Source organism: Streptomyces sp. NPDC059649 (assembly GCF_042734445.1).
Classification (GTDB): domain Bacteria; phylum Actinomycetota; class Actinomycetes; order Streptomycetales; family Streptomycetaceae; genus Streptomyces.
Genome location: NZ_JBHWDV010000008.1, coordinates 49275 through 76215, shown reverse-complemented (window position 1 = coordinate 76215; position 26941 = coordinate 49275). Strand labels below are relative to the sequence as shown.

General features: G+C 69.5%; 23 protein-coding genes and 2 pseudogenes. 16 read left to right on the top strand and 9 right to left on the bottom strand.

Going from position 1 to position 26941, the window contains the following annotated elements; translation table 11 throughout:
- Positions 1-187: 187 nt before the first annotated feature.
- Positions 188-598 (top strand): hypothetical protein, encoded by a 411-nt coding sequence (locus tag ACFV1J_RS12740; RefSeq protein ID WP_385857335.1) that lies wholly within the window; start codon positions 188-190, stop codon positions 596-598.
- Positions 599-824: 226 nt separating this feature from the next.
- Here the strand turns inward: ACFV1J_RS12740 and ACFV1J_RS12735 are convergent, their stop codons facing one another.
- The 3 genes from ACFV1J_RS12735 to ACFV1J_RS12725 all read right to left on the bottom strand — a co-directional run bounded on the left by ACFV1J_RS12735 (position 825) and on the right by ACFV1J_RS12725 (position 3367).
- A complete protein-coding gene (locus tag ACFV1J_RS12735; protein WP_385857334.1) occupies positions 825-1493 on the bottom strand; it encodes a hypothetical protein in 669 nt (222 codons plus the stop codon).
- Positions 1486-1818, bottom strand: coding sequence for a hypothetical protein (locus ACFV1J_RS12730; protein ID WP_385857333.1), 333 nt, complete (start codon positions 1816-1818; stop codon positions 1486-1488). Before ACFV1J_RS12730 ends, ACFV1J_RS12735 begins: the two co-directional genes overlap by 8 nt.
- A gap of 397 nt (positions 1819-2215) precedes the next feature.
- Positions 2216-3367 carry a hypothetical protein gene (locus ACFV1J_RS12725; protein WP_385857332.1) on the bottom strand — a complete coding sequence of 384 codons (1152 nt, stop codon included), beginning with the start codon at positions 3365-3367 and terminating at the stop codon, positions 2216-2218.
- 885 nt (positions 3368-4252) lie between these two features.
- Here ACFV1J_RS12725 and ACFV1J_RS12720 point away from each other — a divergent pair.
- On the top strand, positions 4253-4747 hold the full coding sequence (locus ACFV1J_RS12720; RefSeq protein ID WP_385857331.1) for a hypothetical protein: 495 nt from the start codon (positions 4253-4255) through the stop codon (positions 4745-4747).
- On the top strand, positions 4744-5175 hold the full coding sequence (locus tag ACFV1J_RS12715) for a hypothetical protein (protein ID WP_385857330.1): 432 nt from the start codon (positions 4744-4746) through the stop codon (positions 5173-5175). The genes ACFV1J_RS12720 and ACFV1J_RS12715 overlap by 4 nt, the downstream gene beginning before the upstream one ends.
- A gap of 207 nt (positions 5176-5382) precedes the next feature.
- Here ACFV1J_RS12715 and ACFV1J_RS12710 read toward each other — a convergent pair.
- Positions 5383-5652: pseudogene (locus tag ACFV1J_RS12710) on the bottom strand (GTP-binding protein); the annotation flags it as partial.
- A gap of 32 nt (positions 5653-5684) precedes the next feature.
- Here ACFV1J_RS12710 and ACFV1J_RS12705 point away from each other — a divergent pair.
- Positions 5685-5897: pseudogene (locus ACFV1J_RS12705) on the top strand (short-chain fatty acyl-CoA regulator family protein); the annotation flags it as partial.
- A 353-nt stretch (positions 5898-6250) separates the two neighbouring features.
- On the opposite strand, the gene ACFV1J_RS12700 reads toward ACFV1J_RS12705, so the two are convergent.
- Entirely contained in the window at positions 6251-7360 is a 1110-nt protein-coding gene (locus ACFV1J_RS12700; protein WP_385857329.1) for an FAD-dependent monooxygenase, read from the bottom strand.
- A gap of 218 nt (positions 7361-7578) precedes the next feature.
- Between ACFV1J_RS12700 and ACFV1J_RS12695 the strand changes: the two genes are divergently transcribed.
- Positions 7579-8538 (top strand): TetR/AcrR family transcriptional regulator C-terminal domain-containing protein, encoded by a 960-nt coding sequence (locus ACFV1J_RS12695; RefSeq protein WP_385857328.1) that lies wholly within the window; start codon positions 7579-7581, stop codon positions 8536-8538.
- A gap of 217 nt (positions 8539-8755) precedes the next feature.
- Here the strand turns inward: ACFV1J_RS12695 and ACFV1J_RS12690 are convergent, their stop codons facing one another.
- Positions 8756-10246: an alpha/beta hydrolase gene (locus tag ACFV1J_RS12690; RefSeq protein WP_385857327.1), complete on the bottom strand. Its 1491-nt coding sequence runs from the start codon at positions 10244-10246 to the stop codon at positions 8756-8758.
- A 165-nt stretch (positions 10247-10411) separates the two neighbouring features.
- Here ACFV1J_RS12690 and ACFV1J_RS12685 point away from each other — a divergent pair, with 165 nt between their 5' ends.
- Genes ACFV1J_RS12685 through ACFV1J_RS12635 form a run of 11 tightly spaced genes read left to right on the top strand, consistent with a single transcriptional unit; the run spans position 10412 to position 22103 of the window.
- On the top strand, positions 10412-11668 hold the full coding sequence (locus ACFV1J_RS12685) for an ATP-grasp domain-containing protein (protein ID WP_385857326.1): 1257 nt from the start codon (positions 10412-10414) through the stop codon (positions 11666-11668).
- Positions 11665-12540, top strand: a complete 876-nt coding sequence (locus tag ACFV1J_RS12680) for a Rossmann-like domain-containing protein (RefSeq protein WP_385857325.1) — start codon at positions 11665-11667, stop codon at positions 12538-12540. Before ACFV1J_RS12685 ends, ACFV1J_RS12680 begins: the two co-directional genes overlap by 4 nt.
- Positions 12537-13634, top strand: a complete 1098-nt coding sequence (locus ACFV1J_RS12675) for a PLP-dependent cysteine synthase family protein (protein ID WP_385857324.1) — start codon at positions 12537-12539, stop codon at positions 13632-13634. The genes ACFV1J_RS12680 and ACFV1J_RS12675 overlap by 4 nt, the downstream gene beginning before the upstream one ends.
- Positions 13631-14686: a dipeptide epimerase gene (locus ACFV1J_RS12670; RefSeq protein WP_385857323.1), complete on the top strand. Its 1056-nt coding sequence runs from the start codon at positions 13631-13633 to the stop codon at positions 14684-14686. Before ACFV1J_RS12675 ends, ACFV1J_RS12670 begins: the two co-directional genes overlap by 4 nt.
- The gene (locus tag ACFV1J_RS12665) at positions 14683-15942 is read left to right on the top strand and encodes an MFS transporter (RefSeq protein ID WP_385857322.1); all 1260 of its coding nucleotides are present in this window, start codon (positions 14683-14685) and stop codon (positions 15940-15942) included. The genes ACFV1J_RS12670 and ACFV1J_RS12665 overlap by 4 nt, the downstream gene beginning before the upstream one ends.
- A 13-nt stretch (positions 15943-15955) precedes the next feature.
- Positions 15956-16768 carry a class I SAM-dependent DNA methyltransferase gene (locus ACFV1J_RS12660; RefSeq protein WP_385857321.1) on the top strand — a complete coding sequence of 271 codons (813 nt, stop codon included), beginning with the start codon at positions 15956-15958 and terminating at the stop codon, positions 16766-16768.
- A gap of 26 nt (positions 16769-16794) precedes the next feature.
- Complete coding sequence (locus ACFV1J_RS12655) at positions 16795-18402, top strand: ABC transporter substrate-binding protein (RefSeq protein ID WP_385857320.1); 1608 nt, start codon at positions 16795-16797, stop codon at positions 18400-18402.
- Positions 18399-19352: an ABC transporter permease gene (locus ACFV1J_RS12650; RefSeq protein WP_385857319.1), complete on the top strand. Its 954-nt coding sequence runs from the start codon at positions 18399-18401 to the stop codon at positions 19350-19352. Before ACFV1J_RS12655 ends, ACFV1J_RS12650 begins: the two co-directional genes overlap by 4 nt.
- Positions 19349-20215: an ABC transporter permease gene (locus ACFV1J_RS12645; RefSeq protein ID WP_385857318.1), complete on the top strand. Its 867-nt coding sequence runs from the start codon at positions 19349-19351 to the stop codon at positions 20213-20215. Before ACFV1J_RS12650 ends, ACFV1J_RS12645 begins: the two co-directional genes overlap by 4 nt.
- Positions 20212-21825, top strand: coding sequence for an ABC transporter ATP-binding protein (locus tag ACFV1J_RS12640; RefSeq protein WP_385857317.1), 1614 nt, complete (start codon positions 20212-20214; stop codon positions 21823-21825). Before ACFV1J_RS12645 ends, ACFV1J_RS12640 begins: the two co-directional genes overlap by 4 nt.
- The gene (locus ACFV1J_RS12635) at positions 21822-22103 is read left to right on the top strand and encodes a hypothetical protein (protein ID WP_385857315.1); all 282 of its coding nucleotides are present in this window, start codon (positions 21822-21824) and stop codon (positions 22101-22103) included. Before ACFV1J_RS12640 ends, ACFV1J_RS12635 begins: the two co-directional genes overlap by 4 nt.
- Before the next feature lie 232 nt (positions 22104-22335).
- Here ACFV1J_RS12635 and ACFV1J_RS12630 read toward each other — a convergent pair whose 3' ends face one another.
- The 3 genes from ACFV1J_RS12630 to ACFV1J_RS12620 all read right to left on the bottom strand — a co-directional run bounded on the left by ACFV1J_RS12630 (position 22336) and on the right by ACFV1J_RS12620 (position 26859).
- On the bottom strand, positions 22336-22710 hold the full coding sequence (locus ACFV1J_RS12630; RefSeq protein WP_385857448.1) for a VOC family protein: 375 nt from the start codon (positions 22708-22710) through the stop codon (positions 22336-22338).
- Positions 22711-23015: 305 nt separating this feature from the next.
- Positions 23016-25100: a SpoIIE family protein phosphatase gene (locus ACFV1J_RS12625; RefSeq protein ID WP_385857314.1), complete on the bottom strand. Its 2085-nt coding sequence runs from the start codon at positions 25098-25100 to the stop codon at positions 23016-23018.
- An 811-nt stretch (positions 25101-25911) separates the two neighbouring features.
- Positions 25912-26859, bottom strand: a complete 948-nt coding sequence (locus tag ACFV1J_RS12620) for a LysR family transcriptional regulator (protein WP_385857313.1) — start codon at positions 26857-26859, stop codon at positions 25912-25914.
- Between the last annotated feature and the right edge of the window lie 82 nt (positions 26860-26941).

The window sequence follows — 26941 nt, the reverse complement described above, 5'->3', positions numbered from 1 at the left end:
ACTTCGCCCAGCCGCTGAGTCTGTGGACGTGGTCGAAGGTGGTGCACCGGATCGCCGTGGAGGCCGGGCTGGGAGGTGCAGGCGATCGCCACCTTCGCCGGACACCGGCACACCGACTCCACCATTAAAGATCTCCCCCAAGACCCTGACCAAGGCATACCGCGAAGCCGGCTACTTCGCCCGGAACGTGCGCACCATCGAGGTCCTCGTCGACCGCGACGCCGTGGCCTCCGGGGCAGCAGCCAGCGGTGAACCCTGGCAGTACTACGACTTGGGCCACGGCTGGTGCACCTACTCCTTCTTCGAACAGTGCCAGCACCGGATGGCCTGCGCCCGCTGCGACTTCTACACCCCGAAGAACTCCAGCAAGGCCCAACTCCCCGAAGCCAAGGAGAACTTGCAGCACATGCTCGCCTCCATCCCGCTGACTGAGGACGAACGTGCCGCGGTCGGCGACGGCCAAAGCGCTATCGACGCGCTCCTTGCCCGGCGCACCGAGATTCCCACACCGGCCGGCCCTGTACCACGGGAGCTTGATCTCCCGGCCACCGTCACCATGCTGCCCATTGTGGAAGTCCGTCAAGGCAAACAGGAGTGAATCTTGGCAAACCTGATCCCACATCAACTGAAGTCGGTCACATTCCGTCACCTCGACTACGCCGATGCCCACCAGGCACTGCGCGCCATGTGCTGCCGAAAGGAGCCGTCAGCGTCTTCCGCCAAGACGGCACACCAACATCGCCACCGTCTGCCCACACACCGTCTGCGATCTCGCCAGGCCCTGACCATCCTCGGAACAAGGTGATCAACCAGACATCACCCGACTACGGCGAAGCCCTGCCCTTACGGTAGCCCGACACAAGGCCAATGATCACCAGAGACCCCAGGATTACAGCCAGCCAGAGGGCATTGTCCAATACGGCGATCAGAATTAGGGCGAGCGCGACCACAAGGCTTGCAATGGTGTAGTTCAGCTCGCGCTTATCTCCCTTGCGCTCAACCTCCCTCTTTGCCTGCACGTATCGAGGGTCGGCAGGGCTCGTCTCAGGGGGGAGATTTCCGGCACGTAGGATTCGCTGATGGTGACGCCACGGCGTCGTTCCGTTCTTGCTTCGGGCCTTCCGGCGCCGTTCCTCGTTCCACCTTTCCTGGGGTGGCAGACTCTGCAACCACCTGTTCCTGTCCCGCGTGTAGTGCCGGTATCCGTATGTCGCGAGGTCCCGTTCTTCCTGTCTGCGCCGGGCCTGTTCACGCTGGAACTGGGCGGCACGTTCACGCTGGATCTGGGCGGCGCTCTCCCTTTCTCTTAGCGTGCGCTCACGGTCTCGCCTTAAGCCTTCGGCAATGTCATCCGGAGAGATGGATTCGCCGATGTTGATTTGGTCGGCGTTGTACTGGGGGCCGTTGACCTGCTGACCCTGCTGGTTGAAGCTTGCCCCCCGCCCCTGGTTACCTCTGGAGTCCCCGCGGTCGCGGTCGTACGCGTTACCCACCGAGGAACACCCTCACGGCACCAGCAAGGTTGTTCACCATCTCTGCGACTGCGCCACCCATGGTGAGGAGCCCGGCAAGGCGGCCCCGTGCAGCGCCGGTGTCCCCAGCCTCCAGCTCTCCGCGCGCTGCGGTCAGCTCGGCGGTCACCTGCTCGCGGGTGGCGGCGGGTACCTCCAGCTCCTGCACTGCGGCCAACGCCTGGTCGAACTCCCTCGCCACCGTCCGGGCATCGATGGGGCTGCGGTTCCCGTGAGTGACATTGACGGTGTCACCCATGTACTGGTTGCCGTGCACCGTCTGGTTGCCTTGGTTAAACGTTGCCATGCCAGCATGATGCCCCAACGTGCCCCGCCAGGGGCAGGAGTTGGTGGCCGCCGAGCTCACCCGACCGGATTACCCGGTGCCACACCAGAGATACCAGTGCGGCGGACACGTGGCTGTCAGGCTCGCTGTACTCGATGCAGAGGCGTCCTCGTGGACTGCGCCGTCGCCATGCTGCCCATCCTGGAAGTCCGCCAAGGAAAACAGGAGTGAATCTGGACAAACCTGATTCCACATAATGGCGAACACCCCACTGTCCTGAGCCCAGCGAAGGGGCGCCGGACCCTCCAGCGCGGCTGGTCCACCGCTGCTCGACCAGGCGAAACTGCGACCGACGGCAGGGACCGTCACTGCACGGCGAGGCCGCCGCCCAAGGCCGCGGCCTCGCGTGCAGAACTACTCACCGAGACGCGGTGAGGGGTGTATCGGGAAGCAGCCGAGAGAGATCAAAGACGGTGGGGTGCACGTCGGTGGCCAGGAGCAGCAGTCGCAAGAATGTGCTTGCAGATCCGTGACCGTGGTGGTGCGCCCGGTGCCGCCACGGGCGATGGGGGCGAAAAGGAGGTGCAGGACCGTGACGTCCATGAAGGGCACCTGCTTCAGGTCCCACAACAGGTCGCTCACGTCGGCCGGCAGCGCCTCCAGGCGCTTTGGCCGTGGCACGGCTGGCGAGTCGTCCGGCCTGGTCGAGGCGCACCAGGCCCTTCATCAGGCCGAGCAGGTCCGGTGGCGGCTGCAGGGAGAAGGTGCGGGTGGCGTGGTCGATGACCGTTAGCGACTGCAGGCCGCCCTGGTGCCACCAGTAGACCCGCGGCGACAGCGCGCCCGGGCCGTCCTCGTACGCACCGAGGGCGTAGGCCGCAAGATCGTTGATGGCATCGGCCACGGACCCATCGACGATGGGATGGTACGCCAGCAGGTGCCGGGTCGGCACAACGACAAGAGCCCCGGCCTTCGGCAGCGGCTCACCGGTCACCTGCCGGGCCAGCTCGGACAGGAAAAGTGCCTTGCTCTCCACGAACGGAGAGTCGCCGTAGGCCGAGTGCAGCAGTGCCCGTCCGTCGATGGCAACCTCCTCGTGTTCGACCGGCACGCCCATCAAATTCGCGTATGCCGCCTGCCCCAGCTTCTCCAGACCGGCGCGGTTCACGTCGACGTCGGTGAGGATCCGCACGGTGGTGGGCCCGTCAAGGGCATAGGTGAAGACGAGCCCGTCGGCCACCAGGCGCGCGTAGCTCAAAGAGCCTGCCAAGTCCGCGGTGAACGACTCGACGGGCAGCAGCCGCGCATGCACACCAGCCAGCAGTTCTGCAGCGCTCTCGCCGCTACGACTGGCCTGCCGCAAATTGGCGAAGTGGGACTCCACGAGATCGGGCCAGCGGTCCTCGGGCACCCGGCGGCATATGTGCGCCAGGTTGTGCAGGGGGGAGTGGTGACCGTCCTCGATGTGGGAGGCGGCGAGTGCTCGAAGTCGCGCTGCCTGTATGGCAGTCAGCATCGGCAGGTCCGGGTCGGAGGCATCTCGCGTGCCAAGAGCATCGTCTCGATTCACCTGTTCGACTCTGCTGCGCAGTGGGAACGTGGCTGCGGTCGACGAGCTGCTCGCCGTGAGGCGGCACGGCGCCTCTTACCGCCGGCCACCATAGACGAGCCCCGCGAGGAAAGAACGCTTCCATGCATCTTTCAGTGGTGTGCACGGCCGCGCACGGCTTGTTGGGGTTTTGCTGAAGCATGCTCGGTCAAGCAGAGATCTCGCGCGGCGGTCGCGACCTCCATCGGTGCAAACCTGACCGCCTCAGGCTGCGCGGCGGCCGGCACCTGTCTCCGTCCATTTTCAGTAGGCGAAACTCGTGACGGGGCGTGAATTCCACTCAGTGAAAATTATGCCCTGTTCTGTCCGTGACAAGTTGAGAGGCGCTGCCTCGGAGTGCTCGACTCTGAGCTATCGGCGTCAGGCAGTGACTGATGTGACGGGCTACTGAATTCAGCAGCGATGTGCGTCTTCGCGCACCTCAGGAGGGTCTTCTGCTGGTCGTCGGCGCCGCCGTCCCCGTCGGTGCTGTCGTATCCGGCGTGATGGTCCGGGTTGCGGCACCGTCATGCCGACGGAGGACGGCCTCGTCCCGCGCATCACTTCGGTCATGAGGAAGCCGGAATACCGGCATGCCCAGGGGGCTACTTCGGCACGGCTGAACAGCAGGGGGGTGGGGGTGCGAGAGCGGGCGCAGGCCGAGATCGCCGCCCGCCGGGTCGAAGCGGCGGACGGCCTGATCGCCGCGCAGATGGTACGTGGAGCGAACGCTGTCACCGCAGCAGTGACCGACGCAACCAGTGCCCGGTACGCTGCCCTTCAAGGGGCCAACGGCAGGTGCGGTCCTGTGCACAGGTCGTTCGGCGTCCAGCCTCATGTGCTGCACTGAGAGGAGACGATACCCGGATGCCTCAACGCGGCTTCGAAGGCGAGCCAGCGTCCAGTACTTTCCTTCTGGAGATCGCTCAATTCAAGTCCGTAAGAGATCTTGTCGAGCGGGCCAGAGCTGAGGGTCAGGTTGCTGGCGACGACCTGCGTCGCGCATTTGAAGCAGATCAGATTCCAGTTGCCCAGTGGAAGAATCTCCTGCGCCGTCTCAATGAGTTCTTCGAGCAAGAGAATGTGACGCTCTTGGTCAGTGCCGCGCCCGCGCGCATGGCTAAACGTGTTTCCGAGCGGGACCCAGTGGCTCGCCCGGCCAACAAGGCTGCGGTGAAGGGGCGCCATCATGGCATTCCTGCCGAACTGTCTGACCTCATTGCCAATGAGGGTGCTCCTGCAGCCGCAGCTACTCTCTTCACAGGCATGGAACGGATCTTTCGAGAACTAGGCCCTCCTCCCGAAGAACTGCTGGGCGAGTACAGATCCGAAGCACCTGGAGGGGGAGGTGGTCAACGGTGACGGATTCGAAGCCACAGGGCGACTCAACTGGGCTTGAGATCGCGCTGCAATGGGCACAGCTTCCTGCCGAGCACCTGAAAGCCGCGCTGGATGCGCTCGAACCAGAGCTTGCCAGACAGCATCAACTGCGGGTGATTCAAGTCCAGCTGGCGGCTCAAACAGAGAGAGAACGAAGGGCTCATCTGCTGTACCTGGGCGGACTGGTCGGCGGTTTCCTGATTGTTGTCGCGATGCTCTCCGCTGCGGTGATCGTAGGGATAAACGGCCTGCCCTGGCTTTCCGGGCTGCTTGCCGGGCCCAGTGTGCTGTCACTGGCTGGGCTTTTTGTGCTGCGGCGAGTCGACTCCGGTGCCGCAAGAAACGCCGCACGTGCTCACGACGCGGCTCTCAATGCCGCATCGCAGCCCGGCGCTGGCGGCGTCGTGTAAATGCCCGTGACAAACTGCTCGCGAAGCGATTGGGGAGGAATGAGAGAAGCGGTCTGACGAGCCAGTGCTTTCCGGTATCGACAGCGGTGTCGAGCCCTGCTGCGCCGAAAGGTCCTGTGATGCCGTTGTACGCCCCGGCTACCGTCACTGTCACCCGCGTTGGGGCGCAACCTGCCCGCGGACTTCCCGCCCTGGCAGACCGCGCACGCCATGGAGTTCCTGTACCCAGCCGGGGGCCTGCTGGGCTCGTTCGGGTCGAAGAGTCCGGTGCCGAGGATGTCGCCGGGCTTCACTCGCCCGTGCCGGGCGGACACGATATGGGCGGCTGGATTGAGGCGGGTGAGCGGGGCACGAAGACGATCGGCGCTGTCTGTATCGACGAGCGGTCTTGTCGAGGACGATGACGTCGGCGAATTCGATCTGGTCCATCAGCGGGTCGCTGACGGTGCGTTCGTCGTCTTCGTACTGGTCCATCCCCCCACTCGGCCAGTCCGTCGCCTTCGGTCAGCGAAATCCGCCACGCCTCGCGCGTGGTCTACTCCGACGGCCTCGGCCTCGGCCTCGACAGCGCCTCCGCCGCCACACCCATCGGCATGGGCTGCCGCGTCTGCGAACGCCTCGACTGTCCTCAGCACGCCGTACCGTCCGTGGGACGGCCGCTGGCCGTCAACGAGAACAGCAGCACATGCGTCCCCTATCCCGTGGTGGGCCCATTGACCTGAGCCCGCCCCGTGATGGCTGCTGCTCGGCCTCGGCTGCGGACAGGCTTCTGGGATCGTCTGGCGTCACAGGGACACTCGCATCGACCGAGTGCGGGACGTGGGACAGGACTTCCGCGCTCCGAACCGCCCTGGGGCCCGGCCGGTCGAAGTAGGCGGGCCTATCGAGGACGCCATTCCCTCGGCACGCCCTGCTTCTCCCAGCCGATCAGCGGGCGCACCACAGGAAGGTTGGCGGCCTTGTCGACGGGCGGCCCTGTTCGCCGGCGTCTGACTGGTTACCTGCCCAGAGGCCTGTTGACCGCCGCAATGGCGAAGGCGTTGCCCCTCGCCTACTGGGGATCGGGGTTTGTGGATCAGTGGTCGAGTGAGATGGCGTTCTTGGCCCGTGTGACGGATTCCTCGGAGGCCGGGCCGCCGGGGTTCTCGGTCGCCAGTGCCTGGTTGAGGGTGACGAAGGGCCGCATGCGCTCTTCGTAGCGGGCGAACGCGATGCGGTGGTCGCCGTCTGCCTGGACGAGTGCGTCGGCCAGTACGTGTGCGCCGACCAGGGCCAGGCTGGTGCCCTGGCCGGACAGTGGGGACGCGCAGTATCCGGCGTCCCCGAGGAGCACGGTCCGGCCGTGTGACCAGCGTTCCATCCGGATCTGGGCCATCGCGTCGCAGAAGAAGTCGGGTGCTTCCCATGCTGACTTCGTCAGTCTCGTCGCCTCCCAGCGCAAAGTCGCGAGCCGGTTGGCGACGGTCTGCCGGAGCCAGTCGGTGTCGCGGTGGTCGCCGTCGAGCGGCCCGGACTGGAACCCGAAGGCGATCCTCAGTTCGGTGTTGCCGCGCACGGGCATGATGCCGAAGCCGGCGTCCCCGTCCCTGAGCCAGACCTGCCAGTTGTCCAGGTCGAGGAAGTTGTCCGCGCTGAAGATGGACACGTAGCTGCCCAGGTGGTGGGCGAAGTCCTCTTCCGGACCGAAGACCAGTCGTCGCACGGTCGAGTGCAGGCCGTCGGCTCCCACCACCAGGTCGAAGGTGCGGGGAGCGGCGTGCGTGAAGTGCACCTGTGTTTCGCGCTCGTCCTGGTCGAGCGCCGTGATGCTGTCCCCGAACAGGTACTCCACGTCGTCGCGGGTGCGCTCGTACAGCATCTGCACCAGGTCCTCGCGCAGTAGCTCGATGTCGCCGCTGTCCAGCCGGCCGCTGCTGTAGGTCGCCTCGGTGGACCGCTCGATCTCGTTGCCATCGGTGTCGAGGAGCGACATCCCACGCATCCGGGTACGGACTTGCTGTGCCTGCTCCAACAGGCCCATCCGGGCGACGACATCGAGCGCGACACCGCGGATGTCCACGGCCTGGCCGCCCCGGCGCAGGCCTGGCGCGCGCTCGACGACGGTGGGCGCGAAGCCGCGGTGGCGCAGCAGGTGGGCGAGCGCGGATCCGGCGATGCCGCCGCCGGAGATGAGTACGGTCTGCATGGGAAGCCCCCTTCATACGGTGTACGCGACTGAATGTACGGCGTACGCGTAGCGCTGCCAACTGCCCTTGGAAGCCCATCTGTTCTAGTTCAGAGGCTCGATCTGCGGCATCGCTGCTGCTAGGTTCTGAACTAGTACAGGGCCGAGGGGCCCGAGAAAAAAATCGGGAAGAGGGCCAGGCGGGCGACGCCAGGAATGGATGGAGGCAGCAGCGAGCCATGGCTGTGGAAACAGATCCGCCTTATCTGCGCATCGTCGGCGAGATCCGGCGGCGTATTACGGACGGCGAGCTCGCCCCAGGTGACCGGGTGCCCTCGACCCGTCAGATCTCCAAGGAGTGGGGCGTCGCACTCGCCACCGCGACCAAAGCACTGGCCGCCCTGGCCCGGGAGGGGTTGGTGGAGGCCCGCCCTCGTGTCGGCACCGTCGTTGCCGCTGGCCCTGCACCCGAACCATCGAAGCGCCGGGCTGCCCCCGCCAGGCGCGCCGCCCTCCTTGATCACGAGCTGACCCGTGAACGGATCGTCCGGGCCGCTATCGAGATCGCGGACGCCGAAGGGCTTGCCGCGCTGACCATGCGTGGCGTCGCCGCCCGGCTGAACGTGGCCGCCATGTCTCCGTATCGGTACGTGACCGGCAAGGACGATCTGGTGCTGCTGATGGCCGATGCCGCCTTCGGTGAGGGTACCTACCCCGCCACGCCCCCCGACGGCTGGCGATCCCGCCTCGACCTTGGCGCGCACGTCCTCTGGTCGGTCTTCCGCTCGCACCCCTGGCTGGCGCAGCTGAGCCCGCTCACCCGGCCCTTGATGTTGCCCAACCTGATGGTCCACGCCGAATGGGCGCTCGGTGCCTTGGACGGCCATGGCCTGGACCCGAAGACCATGATGGACCTGCACATTCTCCTCTACAGCTACGTCCAGGGCCTTGCGGTCAACCTGGAACAGGAGGCCCAGGTTGAGGCTACCACCGGCTTGACCGATGGCCAGTGGATGGACCGTCAGGCCCCCGCGGTACAGGCCATCGTCGCATCCGACCGGTACCCGGTGTTCACCAAGATGCTCGGGGCTTTCAAGGACGGCTACGACCTGCGCCTCGACGAACTGTTCGCGTTCGGGTTGGGCCCCCTTCTCGACGGCGTAGCCGCCATCGTCGAAGGACAGTCACCCCGCCGCTAGCCAAGGGTCCACCGGCAGGATGCACCCGTGATGCTGCTCCGCCCATTGAGGGCCGAACGAAATGCCTGGGCGAAACGGTCCAGTGAGTGGAAGAGGCTGGCGCACACGGTGCGTATGTGTTTGCTCGGTGCGCATGCTTCTGTGCGGTGTGTGGAGGCGATGGCACTGTTGCCGCGGATGGGCGGTGGCCCTGTTGCTGGGGTGCCACCCCCGGCATTCACGGCGCGTCCGGCAGCCCGGGGCCGGTGCAGTGCACGTCCGCCTTCGGCGTCGTGCCGTGGACGAGATAGGCAGCCGCGGCGTCGTCCACGCAGGCGTTGCCCCGGCTGGCGAACACGCCGTGCGAGTAGTCGTTGTCGAGCGTGACCAGGCGCGAGCCGGGCAGCAGTCGGCGCAGTCGGCGTGCGCCCTCGATGGGGGTGACGGGGTCGTGCGCGGAGGCCACCAGCAGTACGGGTGGGGACTCGGGGCTGCCGAGCGGGGTGCGGTGGGCAGGCTTGTGGTGCCAGTAGGCGCAGGTGGATGCCTCCATGCCGGTCAGGACCGGCTGCGGGTCGAGCCGGCGGGTGCTGTGGATGTCCGCCAGGATCCGGTGCGGTGTGGGGGCGGGGGAGTCGGCGCACTTGACGACGCGGTTCGCTGCTTCGTAGTTGCGCGAGTCCGGGCTGTCGAAGGCGGTGGTGGGACGGAGCCCGTCGAGGCGTCGGTCGTGCAGGTAGGTGCGCAGGCCATCGGCCAGGCCGGCCCAGCGTTCGGTGCGGCCCAGTGCACGGTAGACGGTGCGGTCGAACTCGGCGGGTCCGAAGCCGTCCACGGGGTGCCTGGTGAGTGCGTGGCGCACGCGCAGGTAAGCCCGGCGCGTGGCGGCTGCGTTCTCGCCGAGGCCGAAGCGTTCCGCGTGGGCGGCGGTCCAAGTGAAGAAGGTGTCGCGCTGCCGCAGCAGTGCGCGGCTCTGGGTGACGTCGAAGTCGTACCAGTCCCACGGGCCCACGACACTGTCGAGCACCATGCGACCCACGCGGTGCGGGAAGCGCGCGGTGTACGCGGCGCCGAGGTAGCTGCCGTAGGAGACGCCGAGGAAGCTCGTCCGGCGTTCGCCGAGTGCGGCGCGGATGGCGTCCATGTCCCGCGCGGTCTGTTCTGTGGACAGGTGGGACAGCGTGTCGCCGACGCCCGCGGCGCAGTCGTCGGCCGTGTTTCGTAGCGAGGTGAGGTAGTTCTTCTCCGCCGGCCTGTCCACGGGTACGGGGTTCGTGCCCGGGCTGGTGAAGAGGCCGCCCATCCGGCCGCAGTTCACGGGGGCGCTCTGTCCGACGCCACGGGGGTCGAAGCCGATGACGTCGTACGCCCGCCGCACGCTCTCCGGGAGCTTGGCCCGCTTCGTGACCGCGTAGGAGAGTCCGGAGCCGCCCGGTCCTCCCGGGTTCACCAGCAGGATGCCGCGCCGCTCGCCGCGGGAGCCCGATGAGCGTATCCGTGAGACGGCCACCTCGATGTGCGGTCCCCGCGGATGGTTCCAGTCGAGCGGGACCCGCAGCCGCCCGCACTCGACATGTTCCGGGGCCGGCGGGTTCGGCAGGGAGTCAGGGCATGTGCCGAAGCGCAGAGGGGGCGTCGGGGTGGCGGCCTGGATCGGGCCGACGGGGACGAGGGTAGCGGCAGTCAGCAACGCGCACAGCGCGGCGGTGCGGCCTAGGGGAGTGGTCACGGGGCCTTCCGAGGGGCTCGGCGAACAAGGGGGCGGCAAAAACCTGCCCCCAAGATGACAATGAAAATGATTATCGTTAACGTGTGCCTCGGGCAAACCCGCTCCCCTCCTCTGGAGGGGCACTCGGCTGCCCCGTACTCGAAGTCCAAGCCCGGAAGGGGAGTTGTGGCTCATCTGCTGGTGGTCGAGAGCTGGGTCGGAGCGATGAGCCGACTGCTGCCGCGGGCGATACGGGAGGGCGGGCACACGTTCACCTTCCTCACCCGCGACCTGCACCACTATCTGCGCTCCGCGCCCGAGGGGGCGGCGCACCCGCTGCTCGGGGCCCGCAACGTCATCACCGCCGAGACCAACGACACCGAAGCCCTGCTGTCCGAAGCCGAGCGGCTGCATGCGGTGTTGGGGTTCGACGGAGTGATCACGTCCTGCGACTACTACCTGCCGACCGTGGCGCGGATCGCCGGGCGGCTCGGTCTGCCGGGCCCCGGGCCCGAAGCGGTCGAGATCGCCTGCCGCAAGGACGCCACCCGCCGTGTGCTCGCCGATGCCGGAGTGCCCGGCCCACGCTTCGCCGTACACGAGGAGTGGGCCGACATCGCGGGCGCCGCCCGGGAGATCGCTTACCCGCTGGTGGCCAAGCCCGTCGACCTGTGCGCCGGCATGCACGTACGGCGTGTGGATGACGAGGCACAACTCGCCGATGTCTACCGGACGTTGGCGGACTTCCCGCTCAATGCGCGCGGACAGCGGCGCGCGCCCGTGGTCCTGCTCGAAGAGCTGCTGGACGGTCCCGAGGTGAGTGTCGAGACCGTCTCGTGCGCAGGAACGGTCCACGTGGTCGGCGTGACCGACAAGAGCATCGGCGGGGCGCCCGCGTTCATCGAGACCGGCCATATGTTCCCCGCGGCCCTGACGCACGCCGACGCCGAGGCCGCCGAACAGACCGCGCTGCACGCCCTGAAGGCACTCGGGCTCGTCGATGGCGTCGTGGCGCACACCGAGATCAAGCTGACCGCCGACGGGCCGCGCGTGGTCGAGGTCAACCCGCGTCCCGCGGGTAACCGCATCACCGAACTGATCCGCCACGTCACCGGCATCGACCTCGCGGCGGCCTTCGTGGAGGTCGCGCTGGGCCGCCAACCCGAGTTGCGGCCCACGGACACCGGACTGCGCAGCGCCGCCATCGGATTTCTGGTGCCGCAGGCCGCCGGCACGCTCGAAGCGCTGGACGGCGGCGAACTGCGGGACGCACCCGGCGTGCTTGAGGTGCAGCTCGCCGACCCCGGCAAGGTGGTGAAGGCGGCGGGCAGCAACAACGAGTACCTCGGGCACATCATGGCCGGTGACGCCGACGGGCCAGGGGCCCGCGACCGCGTCGAGGCCCTGCTGGCCGGGCTGCGCGCGGGGCTGGTGATCCGATGACCGCCGTCACCGACGCGGCCGGCGCGGTGGCGTACGAGACGTGCCGGACGTACGCCGACCTCGTGGACCGTGTCCGCGCGGGCGGGCTGGGCCCCGACCCGGCTTCACAGCGGATCACCGTGGCCTTCACCACCCGGCAGGCCGTACGCCACGACGGGCGCGGCACCGGTTACCGCAACGAAGTGCTCAGCCTGCGCCTGGCCGAGGCCGTCGGCTCCTGTGCGGTCGAGCCCGGCACACTGCCCGACAGCGCGCTCGACGACTGTGTGGGCGCCGATGTGGCCCGACTCCTGGAGCATCCGCTGCTGCCGGTGCGAGTGGCCGCTCTGGACGCCTATCTGATGCACGCCACCCCGCACAGCCCGGAGAGCGGGGCGCGTCCCTTCCCGCTGCCCGCCGGACCGTCGCTGGAGAAGTCCCGGGCGCGCGCGGAGGCGGTCGCCGAGCTGATCGACCTGCCGCCCGGAGCCACCGTGCTGGTGATCGGAGTCGTCAACTCCCTCCTCGAGGCGCTGCGTGGTCGCGGCCTCCGGTACGTGCCGTGCGACCTCAAGGGCGGCGTCACGGAGTGGGGTGAGCCGGTCGTCACCGATGCGCTCGCGGCGGCCGGCCGCTGCGATGCGCTGCTCGTCTCCGGAATGACGCTGGGCAACGGCACCTTCGAACCGCTTCGACGGCACGCGCAGCAGCACGACAAGCAGCTGGTGATGTTCGCGCAGACCGGCAGCGCCGTGCTGCCCCGCTTCCTCGGCCAGGGCGTGAGCGCGGTGTGCGCCGAGCCGTACCCCTTCTTCTGGCTCGACGGCGGCGCCGGAGTCGTCCACCGCTACAGGGGACCGCACGGCGACTCCTGTCAGGGAGGCCACATATGACCGCGACCGCGGTCCGCCCCACCGCTCGCCCGGAGCTGCTCGCCCTGCTCGGCCGTACGCCACTGGTGCGCATCACCGCTGATCTGCCGGACCCCCACCCCGGATTCTGGGCCAAGCTCGAAGGGCTCGCAGCCGGCGGCATGAAGGCCCGGGCCGCCGTGTCGATGCTCAGGGGCGCCCGCGAGCGCGGCGAACTGCGTCCCGGCGCACCGGTGGTGGAGTCCACCTCCGGCACCCTCGGCATCGGCCTGGCCTTCGCCGGGCAGGCCCTCGGCCACCCGGTCGTGCTGGTCGGCGACCGGGAACTGGAGCCGTCCATGCGGCAGTTGCTGTGTGCCCACGGCGTTCGTCTCGAACTCGTCAACCGCCCGGCTCCCGAGGGCGGCTGGCAGGCCGCCCGGCTCGCCCGGCTGCGCGAGCTGCTCGCCGTGCTGCCCGACGCCTACTGGCCCGACCAGTACAACAACCCCGACAACACCGCAGGTTACGCCTCGCTGGCCGCCGAACTCACGGACCGGCTCGACCACCTCGACGTCCTGGTGTGCAGCGTCGGCACCGGCGGCCACAGCGCGGGGGTCATCGCTCCCCTGCGGCGGCAGTGGCCTGCCCTGCGCCTCATCGGCGTCGACGCCACCGGTTCCACGATCTTCGGGCAGCCCGCCCGCCCCCGGCTGATGCGCGGACTGGGCAGCAGCATCCACCCGCGCAACGTCGCCTACGACGCCTTCGACGAGGTCCACTGGGTCGGCCCGGCCGAGGCCGTGGACACCTGCCGGCGGCTTGCCCGGAGCAGCTTCGTCAGCGGCGGCTGGAGCACCGGCGCGGTCGCCCGCGTCGCCGCGTGGGCAGCCCGCGTCCACCCCGGGGCGGAGGTCGCCACCGTCTTCCCCGACGGCCCGCACCGCTACCTCGGCACCGTCTACGACGACGACTTCACCACCGCGCACGGCCTCGCCCCGTCCGCCGCGGCCGCCCGACCCGTCGAGATACCGCACCCCCGTGCGGCCGAGGCCGCCGGGTGGGTCCGCTGTACCCGCATCACCGACCCGCTCCGGGCGCCCGAATCCCTGCATCCTTCGGAAGAGAGACTGTGAAGGCCACTCAGCGCACCGTACGCCTCGACCTCGCCGAGCCGTTGCGCATCTCCCGCTCCACCATGGCCGCCCGCGACGCCGTGTGGCTGACCGTCGAACACGACGGGCTGCGCGGCCACGGCGAGGCCGTCACCAGCGTCTACTACGGCCTTGACCTCGACACCCTCGAACGGCTCCTCGCGGCCGTCGCCACCGACCTCCGGCGCTTCCGTGACCCCGAAAGCGCGCTCGACGCCCTGCGGGCGGGCGAACTGGCGGGGGAGGACACCCCGCCGGCCGTCACCGCCGCCGTCGAGTCCGCGCTCCTCGATCTCGCCGGCAAACACGCCGGCAGCCCCGTCCACCGGCTCCTCGGCGCCGCCACCGCCCCGGTGGTCGCCACGGCCCGCACCATCGGTATCACCTCGCCGGTGCGGGCCGCGGCCGAGGCGCGATGCCTCACGGCGAGCGGCTTCGCGGTCATCAAGGTCAAGGCCGGGGCGCCCGACCCCGAGGAAGATGTGGAGCGGGTGCGCGTCATCCGTGACGCCGCGCCCCGGGCCAGGCTGCTCCTCGATCCCAACGGTGCCTGGACCACGGCCCAGGCCGACGCCCTGCTGCCCCGGTTCGCGGAACTCGGAGTCGAGGCCGTCGAACAGCCCCTCGCACCCGGCGATCCGGAGGCGCTCGGCGCGCTCGCCGCACGCTCACCACTGCCGGTCATCGCCGACGAGGACGCCGTGAGCCTGGATGACGCCCGCCGCCTTGCCGGACGCGTGCACGGTGTCAACGTCAAGCTCGCCAAGTGCGGCGGTGTCCACGCGGCCCTGCGCATCGCAGCAGCGATCGACGGCAGCGGCACCGCGCTGATGCTCGGCTGCCTCACCGCCAGCAGCCTCGGCCTCGCTCCCACCGTCCACCTGGCCGACCGCGCCCGCTGGGCCGACCTCGACGGACACCTGCTGCTCGCTCACGACCCGTGGGCCGGGATCGGCGGCACGGACGGCTTCGTACGGGCAAGTGGTCTGCCCGGTCTGGGCGTCCGGCGCAGCCCGGGGGAGGAGGCGGCGTGAAGATCTGGCACGAGATGCGTCGATTTCCTCTGGCCGTCCGCCTCCTGCTGGCCAACCAGCTCGGTGTCAACACCGGCTTCTACCTCCTCATCCCCTACCTCGCCACCCACCTCAGCCAGAACCTGGGCATGTCGGCGGCCGTCGTGGGGATCGTCCTCGGTGTCCGCAACCTCAGCCAGCAGGGCCTGTTCCTCATCGGCGGTTCCGCCTCCGACCGGCTCGGCGCGCGTGGCGTCATCATCGCCGGCTGCGCCCTGCGCACCGTAGGGTTCGCGCTGTTCGCGCTGGGCGACGGGCTGGCCGTATTGCTCGCCGCCTCCGTGCTCAGCGGGCTCGCCGGCGCCCTGTTCAACCCGGCCGTGCGTGCCTACCTCGCACAGGAGGCGGGGGAGCGCAAGGCCGAGGCGTTCGCCCTGTTCAACGTCTTCGCCACCACCGGCGCCTTGATCGGTCCGCTGCTGGGCGGCGCCCTGCTGTTCGTGGACTTCCGCACGTCCGCGCTCACCGCCGCCGGCATCTTCGCCGTCCTCACCGTCGCCCAGGCCGTAGTCCTGCCCGCGCGCGAGGTGGAGCCGAGCGAGGGCGGCGTCCTCGCCGACTGGCGCGAGGTCCTCGGCAACCGCGCCTTCCTGGCCTTCGCGCTCGCCATGGTCGGCATGTTCACCCTGCAGAACCAGCTCTACCTGCTGCTGCCCGACGGAGCCCGGCGGACCACCGGCTGGGACGGCGCGGCGGGCCTCGTCTTCCTCGTCGGCACCGTCACCAACCTCACCCTGCAACTGCGCATCACACGCGCCCTCAAAGGCCGTGCTTCCAGGGCGCGTTGGATCTCCGTCGGGCTCGTGGTGATGGCGCTGTCCTTCCTGCCGCCGGCACTGGTGGCAGGCGGGTCCGGCGCCCCGGACGGCACCGCCGACGCGGTGCTGCGCACGCTGCCCGTCCTGCTCGGCGCCCTCCTGCTCTACCTCGGCGTCATGATCGCCCAGCCCTTCGTGCTGGAGCTCATCCCCGGATTCGGCCGCACGGAGCTGACCGGCACCTACTACGGGATCTTCTACGTGGTCTCCGGCATCGCCGCCGCGGCCGGAAACACCGCCGTCGGCTGGGCCATGGACACCGGGGAACGCGGCGCTCCCTGGCTGCCCTGGGCGTGCTGCGCCCTGTTCGGTCTCGCCTCCGCGTGCGGCGTGGCCTGGCTGCACCGGCGCAACGCGCTGCCGACGACGCCGAAACCGGCCCTGACGGTGGCGGCCTGAGGAAGGAGACGCCATGACCCGCACCGCCACCGAGGACATGCACAACCTGCTCACCGACCACCCCGAGCTGTACGAGGCCCGTTTCCCCGACGCCGACCGGCTGGCCGGCCGCTGGACGGAGGACTGCCTGCGGCGGTACGGCGCCGGCCCGCGGGTGCTGGACATGGGCTGCGGCACCGGCCGTGACGCCGCCCACCTGCACGGCAGCGGCCGGACGGTGACCGGCGCCGACCTCTCCGAGGCGATGCTCACCCACGCCCGCGCCCACCACCCCGGGCCCGTGTACGTCCACGCCGACCTGCACGGATTCGACCTGGGCCACAGCGCATTCGACGCGGTCGTCTGCCTGGACAGTTCCTTGCTGTACTGCCACACCGACGCACAGCTCGACGGTTTTCTGGCCTCCTGCCGTCGCGCGCTGACCCCGGGCGGCCTGCTCGTCGCGGAGATGCGTAACGGCGCCTACTTCCTGGGCCGTACCGACCTGCTCGACACCCCCACCGTCCACGAGTTCATCTGGCACGGCACCGCCTACCGGTCCACCACCACGCTCACCGTGGACCGCACCGCCCAACTCCTGCGCCGAACCCGTGTATGGACCGCGGACGACGGGTCCCTGCCCGTCGAACAGCGCTCCGCATGGCGGCTGCTCTTCCCGCTGGAACTCCGCCGTCTCCTGGCGGGGCACGGCTTCGAGGTCCTCGACCTGCACGACGGTCCGGGCCCGCGCACCGAGCCGCCCTGGCGAGAAGGCATGGCCCCGGGAGAGACGACGGACGCCGACCGGCTGCACGTCGTCGCCCGGCTCATCGAGCAGGCACCGTGACCCATCCACACCACGAGGACACCCGCATGAACGAAGAAACCGCCCGCCACCTCGGCTTCCGTGCCGAACAGCCCTTCCCGTGCCTGCCCCGCCGCGGCTTCCTCGCCGCCACGGGCGCCGCCTCGCTCGGCGCACTCGCGCTCACCGGCTGCGGCGGCCCCGGCTCCGACGACGGCACGGGCAAGGGCGACGGCCGGCCCCGACGGGGCGGCCGGCTACGCGCCGCCTTCGCCGGAGGTGGCGCGAGCGAGACCCTCGACCCCCACCTGGCCAACCTCTTCGCCGATGTCGCCCGTGCCAAGGCGCTCTTCGACAAGCTGGCCGACTACGGCGCCGACCTGTCCGCGCAACCCCGCCTCGCCGAGAAGTGGCAGGCGAACAAGACCCTGGACCGCTGGCAGGTCACCCTGCGCAAGGCCACCTTTCACAACGGCAAGCCGGTCACCGCCCAGGACGTCCTGTACAGCTACCGCCGGATCGCCGACCCGAAGAAGGGGTTCCGCGCCAAGGCGTCCCTGGAACCCATCGACCTCGACGTGAGCCGCGCCACCGGCAAGCGGAGCATCGATTTCGTCCTCAAGCGCCCCACCGCCGAATTCCCCAACGTCCTGGCTGCATTCGGCGCGTACATCGTCCCCGAGAACACGACCGCGTTCGACAGGAATCCGATCGGCTCCGGCCCCTTCCGCTTCGTTTCCTTCACCCCCGGCCGCTCGGCCGTCTTCCGCCGCTACGACGACTACTGGGAGGGCGCCCCGTACCTCGACGAGATCGAATTCGTCGTCGCCAACGAGGAGTCCGCCCGCGTCAATGCACTCCTCGGCGAACAGGTCGAGTACGCCCACGAACTCGACCCGACCACCGCCCGCGCGCACGAAGGCAAGGGCCAGATCGAGATCATCCGGCTGCGCAACAGCGCCATGCAGGGCTTCGCGATGAAGACCGACCGGGCCCCGTTCGACGACAAGCGGGTGCGCCAGGCGTTCTTCCTCATCGCCGACCGCAAGGAGCTCGTCGCCGGCGCCCTGTCCGGCGCCGGCGAGATCGGCAACGACCTGTTCGGCAAGGGCTACCAGTACTACGCCGACGGCCTCCCTCAGCGCGAGCAGGACCTGGGCCGTGCCCGTGCCCTGCTGAAGCAGGCCGGCGCCGAGAAGCTCGAGGTCACCCTCGACACCTCGGCCGTCGCCGCCGGATTCACCGAGGCCGCCAGCATCTTCCGCGACCAGGCAGCCAAGGCGGGCGTCACCATCAACGTCAAGACGGGCAGCAAGGACACGTACTGGAGCGACATCCTCGACTCCGGCACCCTGTGCTGCTACCGCTCCGGAGCCATGCCCATCGAGGCCCACCTCTCCCAACGGCTGCTGACCGACTCCACCACCAACGCCACCAAGTGGCACCACAAGGACTTCGACGCCCTCTACCAGCAGGCGCAGTCCACCCCCGACACCAAGGCCCGCGCAGCCGTCTACGCGCGCATGCAGCGCCGCCTGTACACCGAAGGCGGCTTCCTGATCTGGGGCTTCGCCGACTGGATCCTGGGAACGGCGCGCACGGTGAAGGGGGTTGACCGGAAGGCGCCCGCCAACACGCTCGACTGGGCCCGGTTCGACAAGGTGTGGCTGGCGTGACGGGACTGCGATCCTTCGTCGCCCGGCGGCTGCTCCTCGGAGTCGCACAGACCGTGGCGGTGGTGCTGCTGGTCTTCGCGCTCACCGAGGCGCTGCCGGGCGACGCCGCCATCGCCCTCGCCGGCGACCAGCCCGACCCCGCCCGTATCGCGGCCCTCCGCGAGGCCATGCACCTCGACCGGCCGGCGTACGAGCGGCTGGCCGAGTGGGCTGCGGGCCTGCTGCACGGCGACTTCGGCACCTCCGTGACCTCCGGACGGCCCGTCAGCCAGTTCCTGGCCGACGGCTTCGGGCCCACACTGGTGATGGCCGCCCTCACCGTGGCACTGCTCGTCCCGGCCGGCTTCGGCCTGGGCGTACTGGCCGCCCGCCACGAAGGGCGACTCGTCGACCGGCTGATCAGTTCGCTGACGCTCGCGGTCTACGCGGTGCCCGAATTCGCCCTCGGTGTGCTGCTGGTGACCGTCTTCGCCCTCCGCCTGGGCTGGCTCCCACCCACCGCGGTCGGCTACGGCACCGACCTGCTCGCGCACCCCGCAGCGCTGCTCCTGCCCCTCCTCGTACTGCTCTCCCGCCCCGTGTGCTCGCTGGCCCGCCTGGTCCGCGCCGGCATGGTCGACGCCCTGGCCGCGCCGTACGCGGTGCATGCCCGCCGCTACGGCGTAGGCGGCGCCCGCGTCCGCTACGCCCACGCCCTGCCCAACGCCCTCGCCCCGGCCGTCCAGCAACTCGCCCGCACCCTCGACTGGCTGCTGTGTGGCGTCATCGTCGTGGAGGCCCTCTTCGTGATCCCCGGACTCGGCACCGTCCTGCTCAATGCCGTCGCCGAACGCGACGTACCGGTGGTGCAGGGCCTCGCCGTGGTGTTCGGCGTCCTGACCGTCGTGCTCAACCTCTGCGCCGACCTGATCGCCCACCGACTCGCGCCCCGGGCGGGGGTGGCCGCGTGACCCCCGCGCCGTCCACGCGAGTATCCGGTTCCTGCGCCGTCGTACGGCCGCGCCGCGCGGGCCGCTACGCCCTCGGGCTCGCCGTCATCTCCGTACCCCTCGTCCTCGCCGTCCTGGGACCGGTGTTTGCGGGTGATCCGGGCACGCGGGCCGCGTCCTTCACCCTCGGCGACGGACACTGGTTCGGCACCGACTTCGTGGGCCGTGACGTGTGGCGTCAGGTCCTGCTCGGCGGCCGGCCGGTGGTGCTGACAGCGCTCGCCGCGACGGCCCTGGCCTACCTCGTGGCGCTGCCCCTGGGCCTCATCGCCGCGCTCACCCACCGCCGCTGGCTGGAGGAGACACTGATGCGGCCGCTGGACGTGGTGCTGGCGGTGCCGTCCCTGCTGCTGATCCTTCTGGTGGCATCCGTGCTCACACCGGGTGCCGTCGGGCTCGCCCTGCTCGTCGCGTTGGTCAACGTCCCGGACGCGGCGCGGATCGTGCGCGCGGCCGCCGCCGAGGCCGCGGCGCGCCCCGCGGTCGAGGCGCTGCGCATGCAGGGCGAGACGTGGTGGCGCACGGCCGTTGGTTATGTCGGCCGCTCGATACTGCGCACGCTGGCCGCCGACGCCGGCACCCGGCTCACCGGTGTGCTGTACCTCGTGGCCACTGCTGCGTTCCTGGGCGTCGGCGTCGCGCCGGATGCCGCCGACTGGGCGGTGATGGTGGACCGCAACCGCACCGGACTGTTCGTGCAGCCCTGGGCCGTGGTGGTGCCCGCGCTGCTGATCGTCGCGCTGACCACGGGCAGCAACCTGCTCTGCGACGCGGCACTCCACAAGCCCGGCCGGCGCCGGGGAGAGAGGGGACCACGGCCGTGACCGAACGGAACGATACGACTGCACCGACGGGCGCAGGCACCGGTGCCGGGCCGGCCCCCTTCGCGGAGATCCGTGACCTGCGTGTGGAGATCGACGGGCGGGTGATCGTGGACGGCGTGCAGTTGCGGGCTCTGCCGGGCAAGGTGACGGCGCTGGTCGGAGCCTCCGGCAGCGGAAAGACCACCACGGGCCTCGCCCTGCTCGGCGCGTACCCATCGGGTGCCCGGGTCACCGGCGACGTCCGCGTGGTGGCGGACGGCCCGGTCGGCTACGTGCCCCAGCATCCGGCGTCCGTGCTCAACCCCGCCCGCCGGGTCTCGGCGCTGCTGAACGACATCGCCCGCACCCAGGTGCGCGAGCTGCCCCGCAGCCAGCGCCGGGCGGCCGTCCGTGAACGCACCCTGCGGGCTCTGTCGGACGCCCAGCTCGCGGACGGCGAGGCGCTGTTGTCGCGCTATCCGCACCAGCTGTCCGGCGGCCAGCAGCAGCGCGTCGTCCTCGCGCAGGCGCTGCTGCTCGGTGCCCGCGTCATCGTCGCCGACGAACCCACCACCGGCCAGGACGCGCTGACCAAGAGCCGCATCGTCGACCAGCTGGCAGCGCTGGCGGCCCGCGGCATCGCGGTCGTGCTGCTCAGCCACGACCTCGATGTGGTGCGCGCACTCGCCGACGAGGTCCTCGTCATGCGGGCGGGCCGGGTCGTGGAATCGGGCCCGGTCCAGCGGCTGTGGCTCGCACCGCGTCATGAGTGGACCCGACAACTGCTCGGTGTCCGGCCGTTGCCGACCGGGCACAAACCTCCGCCGGACACCGGACAGGCTGTCCTGCACGTACGCCATCTCACCGCTCGCCACCGCGGCGGCACCCTCGGTGCCACTTTGGTGCTGCGAACCCCGGAACTCGCCCTGCATCGTGGTGAGTTGCTGGCCGTCGTCGGCCGTTCAGGCAGCGGTAAGACCACCCTCGCCCGCTGTCTGGCCGGCCTCCACCGCGACCACGACGGTCAGGTCCATCTCGACGGCACCCCACTGCCGCGCAGCGTACGGCAGCGCAACCGCGCCCAGTTGGCGGCTGTGCAGTACGTCTTCCAGGACGCGCGGGCCGCCTTCGACGAGCACCGCCCCGTCCTTGACCAGGTCGCCCGCACCGCGGTACGTCTGCGCGGCACCGACCGTCGGTCAGCCGCTGAGGAGGCCCTGACGACACTGACCCGCCTCGGCCTCCGGTCCGGAACGACCCACCGCCTCCCCGCGGAGCTCTCCGGCGGCGAACTCCAGCGGGCGGCCCTGGCACGCGCCCTGTTGGCCCGGCCCCGGGCGCTGATCTGCGACGAGATCACCTCCGGTCTCGACTCGGTCACGCGCCGCGGCATCCTCGACGCCCTCGCGGATCTGCTCCGCGACCGTCCGGACATGTCCTTCATGCTGATCACCCACGACCTGGAGACCGCACGTCTGGCCCACCGCATCGCCGTACTGGACGCGGGCGAGCTGGTCGAACAGGGCCTGGCCCACCGGATACTGACCGAGCCGCGACACCCGTTCACCGTCTCACTCATGGAGACGAAGGCGTGCCTGGCGGCGGGGACTGCCCCGCCGGGAGCCTGGTGAAGCCCACCGCGGAGGTCACGCGCATCGAAAATCAGGGGCGGGCGATCCCGATCGACTTCCCGCCGTGGGACCGGTTCCATGCGTTCTTCCGACGCCGGCGCGATCACGGTCCGGTCCGGGAGTTCCACGACCGGCTCCGCCGCCCAGTGCGCGAGCAGGCGGGGCGGGATCCGGAGCCGCGTGCGGGCGTCATCGACTCCCAGTCGGTCAAGGCGGACACGGTGGTCGGATCCGACAGCCGGGGCTTCGACGGCGGCAAGCTGATCAACGGTCGCTAGCGGCACGTCGTGGTCGACACGCTCGGCCTGCTGCTCGCGGTGATGGTCACCGCGGCGGACGTGGGGAACCTCCGGGTAACGGGCCGGTACGCCGGCCGCCGCAGGCCCATCGCACCGGCAGGCGAGAACGGCTTGCACGACCGCCGCAGTGCCCCGGGGCAGCAGGAAATGTCACCGATCGGTTGCCTGGTCGGGCGCCGCGTTTTGGGTGCCCGACCAGGCACTGCCTCGGTTACAGGTACGCGCGGGTGATCAGCTCAATCGCGTGACCCGCGGGATCCTTGAAGTACACCCCGCGACCGCCGTGCTCGTTGTTGATCTCGCCTGAGCGCTGCATCTGGGGATCGGCCCAGTGCTCGATGCCGCGATCGCACAGTCGCTGGTATGCCCGATCGAAGAGCTCGTCGTCGAGCAGGAACGCGTAGTGCTGCATCTGGATTTCCACCGGCGGCTCGGCGAACTGCAGTAGCACGCCGTCGTGGAGCTGGACGTTGGTGAACGGGCCCCAGGACGGTGCTTCCGAAAGTTCCAACAGCTCGCGGAAGAATCGAGCCGACTCGCTGCGGTCCTTGGCGGCGATGATGGTGTGATTGAAGGTGGCTGGCATTCGGTTGACCTCGCTGTTGTTCGACACGAATAACGGACTCGTAGTGCACGAGCACTGGGAGGTCCGCGTGCCGAACTGATGGGGTGCCATCTGCGCACCCGCTGTGCGATCAGCCCCCCACCGGGTGGCCAATCCGTGTGTGGCGTAGCGCCGGTCCGGTGTTCACGTCGGGGACTCTACTTGATCTTGTTCGCTGCGACAACGGTGAGCGATCGGCTGCTTGTTGGCTCGTCACGCAGCGTGGATCGGGTATGCGGTCCGCTGACGGATGATCCGTGTCGCGACCGGCCGGACCGGGCCGTATTTCAAGAGTCGGTCGCGAAGGGCTGCATGCGTGCGATGAGCACGGCGACATCGTCCGGGTCGGCGGGCAGCCGGAGTTCGTGAAGGAGCCGGTCGCAGGTCTCTTCCAGGGTGGGGTCGGGTGTGTCAAGCAGGCGCAGGAGGGTGTTGAGGCGTTCGTCGATGGGGTGATGACGGACTTCGACGAGGCCGTCGGTGTACAGGACCAGCCGATCACCAGGGCCGACGGGGAAGGTTGTGGTCACGAAGGGGACGCCGCCGACTCCGAGTGGAGTGCCGGTCGGCAGGTCGAGCAGTTCCGGGTGCCGGCCGTTGCGGACCAGGACGGGGGGCAGATGGCCGGCGGTGGCGAGGTGGCACTCCGCGCGGTGGGGATCGTAGACGGCATAGACGCAGGTGGCTATGTACTGCTCGAGTCCTGAGGTGATCTTGTCGAGGTGTCGGAGGACCTTGGCCGGGTCGAGATCGAGGTCGGCGAAGTCGCTGGTGCCGGTGCGCAGGCGGCCCATGGTGACGGCGGCGTCGATGCCGCTGCCCATGACGTCGCCCACGACCAGTGCGGTCTTGTCGCCGTCGAGCGGGAGGACGTCGTACCAGTCGCCGCCGACCTCGTAGGCGGCCTGTGCGGGCCGGTAGCGGGAGGCGACGTCCAAGCCGGGGAGATGGGACGGGTGGTCCGGGAGCAGGCTGCGCTGAAGGGTCTCGGAGGCGTTGCGCACCGTCTGGTGCGAGCGGGCGTTGTCGATGCACACGGCGGCGCGGGAGGCCAGCTCACCGGCGAGGGCGAGGTCGTCCTCGCTGAACGGCTGCGGGTTGCGGGCGCGGCTCAGCCCCAGGAAGCCGAGGATCTGGCCGCGGGCGGTGAGCGGGAGCAGCATGTAGGAGTGCACGCCCGCGCGGGCCAGCAGCGTGGCGGCGCGGTCGTCGCGGGCGATGCGGGCCAGGGCGGCGTCATCGATGTGGGAGATCAGGATCGGTCGGCCGGTGCGTACGCATTCGGTGGGGAGCCGGTCGGCGTCGTAGGAAGCGATCTGGCCAGGCGGGTCGGTGGCCTGGACGGCTTCGGTGTCGTAGGCGGCGTGCACCGCGAGGGCGCGGAAGACCGCGGGGCCCTCACCCAGGGGCGGGCGATGCTCATCGAGGACGGAGTCGAGGACGTCGACCGTGGCCATGTCGGCGAGCTCGGGAACGGTGACACCGGCCAGCTCGCGGGCGGTCTGTTCCACCTCCAGGGTGGTGCCGATGCGCGCGGAGCCGTCGGCGATCAGCGCCAGACGCCGGCGGGCCTCGGCGGCCTCCGTGGCCGCCTGATAACGGTCGGTGACATCCACCACCAGGTCAGCCACGCCGAGAACCCGTCCCTGGGGATCGTCCAGCCGGTACAGCGAGATCGACCAGGCGTGCACGTGTGGGTCGGCGGGAGTGTGGCCGACGATGGTGTACTCGTCGACCAGGGGAGCCCCGGTCTCAAGGACCTGCCGCATCCCGGCCTCCGGCCCCTCGAACTTCGCCGAGGCCATGATCTCGCGGTAGTGCCGGCCCAGATGATCTTCCGCGGGAATGCCGTGCATCCGCTCCAGAGCGGGGTTGACGGCCACGTACCGCAGATCGGCGTCGAGGATCGCCAGCCCGATGGGGGACTGGGAGATCAGCCGGGTGGACAGGGCGAGATCCCGTTCGACCTCCCGAAGCCTTGACCTGTCGGTGGCCAGGCCAAGGGCGTAGAAGTCGCCGAGGTCGTCCAGCAGCCGCATGTTGCGGAACTCCACCAAGCGAGTGCTGCCGTCCTTGTGCCGGACGGGGAACGCCCCCGCCCACCGCTCCCCGGTACCCATGACCTCGTCGAACACCTTGATCAGCAGATCCCAGTGCTGTTCGTGAACGAGCAGCGGCGCAGCGTACTGCCCGAGCGCCTCCTCAGCGGGATAGCCGAACAGTTCCTCGGCCTCCGGGCTCCACAACACGATCCGCCCTTCGGCATCCAGCAGCACCGCGGCAACACCGAGCAGGTCCATCAGCCCACTCGGCTGCGACGATCGCCCCTCCGGCTGGCCGGCGCCAGCCGGACGCCCATCGGCTGTGCTCACACGGGCACTCCTTCCATACGCCGGACCACAAGGGCCTCTGCTCGCGCAACCCCGCGACCCTGATCCGTACCTATGGAGTGCTTTGGCTTCCATGGTCCACCTTGGAGCGGCCGACCGCTCACGCACTGGACCAGGATTGTCCCCGCCATTTCCCCACTTGATCATTCAAATCTTGAGCACCGCCTGGAGTCAGCGGCCACCTGGTAGGTCACGGTCTGGCTTTGGGACTCCCTATGCGCGGGTGGCGGGAATCGAATGGGCTCAGGCTCGCTCTCGCACCTCGATGCCGTCGTATGTCCCGCCGACGCAGTTGCCCAGCCCGGGCTCGATCTGGAATACCTGCCCGCCCCCGTCCAGGCACTGTTGCGGGGAGATCCAAGTATCAGCGTTGGCGAATCCCGCGCTTCCGAGCGTGAGAGCAACGGTCGCGGCGCATAAGGCGACCGCTGTAAGAGCACGACGCATGGGGACATCCTCGGGTCGAGTCGGTTGGGAACCAGCTGGTCAGCAGTATCTGCGGACGTCGGTGGTGTCGTACACCCCGCACGCGCGGCACTTCACCGGCGCGCACTGGTCCTCGCACGCTGATCGGGGCTGCCGATGCTGGACTCGCGGGGGCGTGCTGGGCGCGGCACGGAGTCTCCGCCGAATGATCAAGACCCAGAACAAAGGAGTCGCATCCCCGTTGCGGCTGCTTTCGACGACGTCTCTTGGACCGAGGCGTCACGGCGGGGCCCCGTCGAGAGAACGCCCTGAGCGCCTGGCCGGCCGCCGCAGACGTCGCCCTGCGGCACCACCACGGCACCGCCACTCAGCCGGTCGCCGAATCAGCCTCCTGGTTCGGCGACGAGCTCAGCGTCCCGCCCAGTTCCCCAGCCCGGCGCACGAATGTCTCCCGCAGGTCACGCGCCGCCCGCGGCACGGACTGGGCTCTGCGTCCTTGCAGCATCAGCAGCACCCGGGGCGGGGCGCCTGCCAGTGGCCGGTAGGTGATGGCGCCGAGTCGTTCCAGCGGATCCCCGATGATGCTGAAGTCCGGCAGTACAGTGGCCCCGAGTCCCTGCGCGACCATCAGCTTGCCCATTTCCGCTCCGTCGGTGGAGTACGCCAGGGACGGAGCGCAGCCGTTCAGGAGCCGGTGCACATAGCGGTTCATGACGTAACCGGAGCGCATGGCGATCAGGGGCTGGGTCAGCAGGTCGTCCACGCTCACCGCGGCACGGGATGCGAGCGGGCTGTCGGGCCGCAGGCACACCACCGGCTGCCCGTGCAGCAGTTGTGTCGACTCCAGGGCGGGCGGCACGTCGTCGCCCTCCAGGTGGTTCACCAGGCCGAGGTCGAAACCGCCCTCGGTCAGGGCCCGGTGTATGTCCGTCTGCTGCGCGGCGACCACCTCCACCTGGGTGAGGGGGTGCGCGGCACGGAAGGCGCGCACCACCGGGATGAGCAGCGGCACGGTAGCCGCGTTGACCGTACCCACCCGCACCATGCGGCTGATGCGGTGCTGCTCGCCCGCCGCGGCCCGCAGCCGGTCCACCGCCTCCAGTACGCCGGTGATGTGCGGCAGCAGCTCCCGGCCCTCCGCGCTCATCGTCGCCCCGGTGCGTTTGCGTTCCAGCAGATCGACTCCCAGTTCGCGTTCCAGGTTTCTGACGGTTTCGCTCAATGCCGGCTGGGAAAGGCGGAGTTCCTCCGCGGCCCGGCGCAGCGAGCCGAGACGCGTCACTGCGGCGATGTATTCCAGTTGTTCTGTCCGCACGGCAGCAGAATTCCTACGTCCCGGGACCGGTTCAAGGGTTTCCCTGTCACAGCCTCGTGAAATCCGGTGGTCCGCGATATGG

Coding starts and splice junctions, on each gene's coding strand:
- ACFV1J_RS12730 (WP_385857333.1), bottom strand. CDS start 1,818: ATGGCAACGTTTAACCAAGGCAACCAGACGGTGCACGGCAACCAGTAC.
- ACFV1J_RS12660 (WP_385857321.1), top strand. CDS start 15,956: ATGACCCGCACCGCCACCGAGGACATGCACAACCTGCTCACCGACCAC.
- ACFV1J_RS12695 (WP_385857328.1), top strand. CDS start 7,579: ATGGCTGTGGAAACAGATCCGCCTTATCTGCGCATCGTCGGCGAGATC.
- ACFV1J_RS12655 (WP_385857320.1), top strand. CDS start 16,795: ATGAACGAAGAAACCGCCCGCCACCTCGGCTTCCGTGCCGAACAGCCC.
- ACFV1J_RS12720 (WP_385857331.1), top strand. CDS start 4,253: ATGCCTCAACGCGGCTTCGAAGGCGAGCCAGCGTCCAGTACTTTCCTT.
- ACFV1J_RS12700 (WP_385857329.1), bottom strand. CDS start 7,360: ATGCAGACCGTACTCATCTCCGGCGGCGGCATCGCCGGATCCGCGCTC.
- ACFV1J_RS12680 (WP_385857325.1), top strand. CDS start 11,665: ATGACCGCCGTCACCGACGCGGCCGGCGCGGTGGCGTACGAGACGTGC.
- ACFV1J_RS12675 (WP_385857324.1), top strand. CDS start 12,537: ATGACCGCGACCGCGGTCCGCCCCACCGCTCGCCCGGAGCTGCTCGCC.
- ACFV1J_RS12630 (WP_385857448.1), bottom strand. CDS start 22,710: ATGCCAGCCACCTTCAATCACACCATCATCGCCGCCAAGGACCGCAGC.